Annotated in this window: 4 protein-coding genes; 3 read left to right on the top strand and 1 reads right to left on the bottom strand. The window is 57.1% G+C overall.

What is annotated here, in order from left to right; genetic code table 11:
* Positions 1 to 154: 154 nt before the first annotated feature.
* The gene (locus tag AC221Y_RS21585) at positions 155 to 574 is read right to left on the bottom strand and encodes a hypothetical protein (protein WP_139838217.1); all 420 of its coding nucleotides are present in this window, start codon (positions 572 to 574) and stop codon (positions 155 to 157) included.
* 167 nt (positions 575 to 741) lie between these two features.
* Here AC221Y_RS21585 and AC221Y_RS21580 point away from each other — a divergent pair, with 167 nt between their 5' ends.
* The 3 genes from AC221Y_RS21580 (at position 742) to AC221Y_RS21570 (ending at position 3,594) form a co-directional block, all read left to right on the top strand.
* The gene (locus AC221Y_RS21580) at positions 742 to 1,728 is read left to right on the top strand and encodes a winged helix-turn-helix domain-containing protein (protein WP_486708388.1); all 987 of its coding nucleotides are present in this window, start codon (positions 742 to 744) and stop codon (positions 1,726 to 1,728) included.
* A 69-nt stretch (positions 1,729 to 1,797) separates the two neighbouring features.
* Positions 1,798 to 2,376 (top strand): tetratricopeptide repeat protein, encoded by a 579-nt coding sequence (locus tag AC221Y_RS21575; RefSeq protein WP_486708387.1) that lies wholly within the window; start codon positions 1,798 to 1,800, stop codon positions 2,374 to 2,376.
* A gap of 360 nt (positions 2,377 to 2,736) precedes the next feature.
* Positions 2,737 to 3,594 carry a substrate-binding domain-containing protein gene (locus AC221Y_RS21570; protein ID WP_486708386.1) on the top strand — a complete coding sequence of 286 codons (858 nt, stop codon included), beginning with the start codon at positions 2,737 to 2,739 and terminating at the stop codon, positions 3,592 to 3,594.
* Positions 3,595 to 3,764: the final 170 nt, after the last annotated feature.

Here is a 3,764-nt window from a genome sequence, read left to right as displayed (position 1 = left end):
CTGACCTGCCGTTCACCAAAAGGCCGCGATGCTGCGACGCGGCCCGTCGAAACTGCCATTCGCTGCGCGCGCTAAATCCGCGAGGTGACTAAATCTCGCTCAGCGGGCTTGCTGCCATTGGTACGGTCCAGGACAATGGCAGCAATGATCGAATTCAAAGCCCCGTCGATGGTTCGAAATCAAGAAGCTCAAAGGTCATCTTGCCGTCGGCGTTGAACTTCTGGACAGTATCGCCAGTGCGCACAGCGCTCAGGCAACGATAGCGGCCCTTATCGGCGGCCATCGAGACACATACTTGGTCGGTGTCGGTGATCGCATAGGCGCCCGTCCCACTCCATCCGCCATTGGTCAGTTCTCCTTTCAGGACATTGGCCGGGTCATAGAAGAACCTGAACATCTTCTCACCCGATTTGGCCGTGACGATATTGCCGATCAAAAGCTCCGCGATCTCGTCAGACTTAAGCCTCTCTCCACCGCTCTTCAGCGCTGCCTCCAAGTCGGTTTCCGCCATGGCGGCGCTTCCCGCCAAGGAAATAGCCACAGCAGCAGCGGCGGCGCGTGTGAATCGTGTCATGTCAGTCTCCTCGTTTGACAATTTTCGTGTTGGAGCACTTACCCCGGACACCACGAATAGATCGGCTGCCGCCGCGAAGCTTGATCGAAAGATGATTTTCCCTGACATTCAAATGACAACCGGGATCGCTCGTTAAACCGCGACATCGCCCGGATAGAGGCTGCCTTATGTACAAATTCTTCGATTTCCAACTTGATTCTGCGCATGGTCTGACCCGCGATGGCAATCCCGTGGCCCTGGAACCGCAGGCGCTTCAATTGCTTGAATTCCTCGTCAGCCGCCGGGAAGGGATTGTCAGCAAAGAGGACATCATCGACGAAATCTGGAACGGGAATGCGATCACTGATGCGGCATTGAACACGCGTATCCGGTCTGTTCGGAAAGCCCTGGGCGATACTGCGGCTACATCCCGCTTCATCAAGACCTATCCCAAACGGGGGTTTCAGTTCGTCGCGCCGACCTCACTGGTCGAGCCGTTGGAACAGGCGAAACCGAAGCCCTCCAGACGCTGGGCAGTTGTCGCGGTCCTGGCTGCGACAGCGCTTCTTTCCGTCTGGATACTGCTTTCTGGCGATGGTCCTGACGCCCTGGACACCGGCAAGCCTTCGATTGCTGTCACGCGATTTGACGACCTGAGTGAAGACGCTTCGGCGCGGTACTTCGCCGACGGGTTGACCGATGACCTGACCGCCCATCTGTCGCGCAACCGCGAGCTCTTTGTGGTCTCGAGCGCGACAATGCTTTCTTACGTGGAAGAACCGGCAACACCCCTAGAAATCGCCCGTGACCTGGGCGTCGGATATGTCGTTCGCGGAAGCATTCGTCGTTTCGGTGACAAAGTTCGAGTCAGTGGCGAGCTTGTGGAAATCAGAGCCAACGAAACGATATGGGCAGAAACCTTCGAGCGTGAAATAATCGACATTTTCGAAGTCCAGGACGAAATCAGCCAGGCAATCGCCGGCCGACTGCTTCCGGAAATCTATCAGTCGGATGTCTCGGACGCGCTTGCAGAGCCGACCGACGACTTTGGCGCCTGGGATCTTTATCTTCGGGGACGTGCCCGACAGGCGGTGTTTTCAAAGGACGCCCAGACCGATGCGATCCGGTTTGCGGAAGAAGCGATTGAACGTGACCCGGATTTTGCCGCAGCTTAAAGTCTGAAGGCTCGTGCGCTTGGAACAATTTTCTTCTTTCAATGGAGCGACACACCGCAAGATACGTTGGTGGCTGCGACCGAAGCCGCCAAGCGCGCGATTGCGCTGGATAATAGGGACGCGCAGGCCCATGCCGCGCTCGGATATATCTACCGTTTCACTGGAGACGCCGAGCCAGCCATCGCGAACCTCGAACGCGCGGTGATGCTTAACCCCAACGATGCACGCATCAGGCTGGAGCTTGCCCACACCTACGACTGGTTCCGCATGCAGGAAGATGCGTTGCCGCAAATCGACATGGCGCTGAAGCTCAGTCCCCGTGACCCGATGCTGCAGAACATGTATTTCTACAAGGGCCACATCCTGTTTCACCTTGGTCGGCATGAAGAAGCCCTGGAGGCGGCACGGCAACTCGGCACAGTGGCCACCAGCAAAACCTGGCAGACATTCCACCATCTCTTGCGCGCGGCTAACCTGATCGAGATGGATCGCGCGGAAGAGGCGAATGCAGCCGTCGAGGCTGCGCTCGACCTAAATCCGAACCTCTCTATTACGGCCATGCAGCGGCAGTTCGCCGGATCGAAAAACCATCCTGAGAACCGAAGACTCTGGCTGTCTAGCCTCAGCAATGCAGGGATTCCTGACTAAGGAGAATAGCACGCGCATCCGCCGTATCGGCCATTTGTCGTCAGCGCAGCATTTGTCACCTTGGGCTTGCCGCGGACCACGGTTTCGTCGCGGCATCGAGGGCTTTGGTGGCATTTCCGCCCGGTACTCACGGCCCATACCAGTCATTCGTTGCGTCCGTTTTGCGCCGCAGTGCAGCTACCCGAAAGCAGCCGTTCTCAGAAAAACAAACTTCTGTGCGCGACAAACCGAAATTCGGATTCGACAGATCCCACGGAACCCAAACCACACATAATTGACAGCTTTCGACAATTGGCGTTCCACATTAGAATGCCGTAGACAACATGCCATCCCTTGGCGATGTGCATAGGAGATCGGCCATTGCGACAGTTTTCGAGACGCAATCTTCTGGGGCTTTTGGGAAGCACTCTTTGTGCAAGTCCTGGCGTCGCTCTAGGAAGGGACCGGTTCAGGCTTGGCATTACACCGGTATTTCTCGACAACGACGCCAACCTGCTGGACAAGCTCGGGGCCGCCTTGTCTGAAGCGTCCGGCTTCACTGTCGAGTTCGAACAGAGAAGAACCTATGAGGAAGTCACCGGCCTCTTGCTGCAGGGTGCGGTGGATGCGGCTTGGCTTTGCGGCTTCCCGTTCCTTCAGCATCAGGATGCGCTTTCATTGCTGGCCATTCCGGTATGGCATGGCCAGCCTTTGTATCAATCCTATCTGATCGTCGGCGCCTCGGACACTGCGACGGCTCTGGATGACCTCAAAGGCGCCGCGCATGCCTTTTCCGACCCGGATTCAAACTCAGGTTACCTTATGACGGTGACTGATTTGGTCCGCGCTGGTGAAACACCAACCGATTTCTTCAGTCGTTCGATTTTCACCTACGGGCACCGGAATGTTGTCCGGGCGGTGGCAGCGGGGCTGGTCCGCTCCGGCAGTGTGGATGGCTATGTCTGGGAAGTTCTGGCAAAAGAGGAACCGGAATTGACCCGGCGAACCAAAGTGATTGCAAAATCGGAGTGGGTCGGGTTTCCACCTTTCTGTGCCCGAAAGGAACGCATGAGTGAGCCGCGAATCCGCGCCTTTCAAAAGGCGTTGCTGACGCTCGTCGAACAGGACACCGGCAAGCAGGCACTGGATCTTCTGCAGCTCGATGGAATGGCTCTCGGAGAACCGGATCTATACGCCGGAATCGCCGCACGGATGCGAGAACTGGAAGCACTGCGGTGAGGTCCGTGCTAAAAAGAATACCACTGACTGCGCGGGTGGCGCTTGTCGCCGCGGGACTCATGGTGCTTCTGGGAATCGTGGCGTCTCAACAGGTTCTCAGGACACTGGGACTTGTGCAGACCGAGCGTATTCGTGAACTCGCGACCACGCATGTCGAAGCCCTGTCGGTG

This window comes from Boseongicola sp. (assembly GCF_057460485.1).
This window is presented reverse-complemented; position numbering and strand designations above follow the sequence as displayed.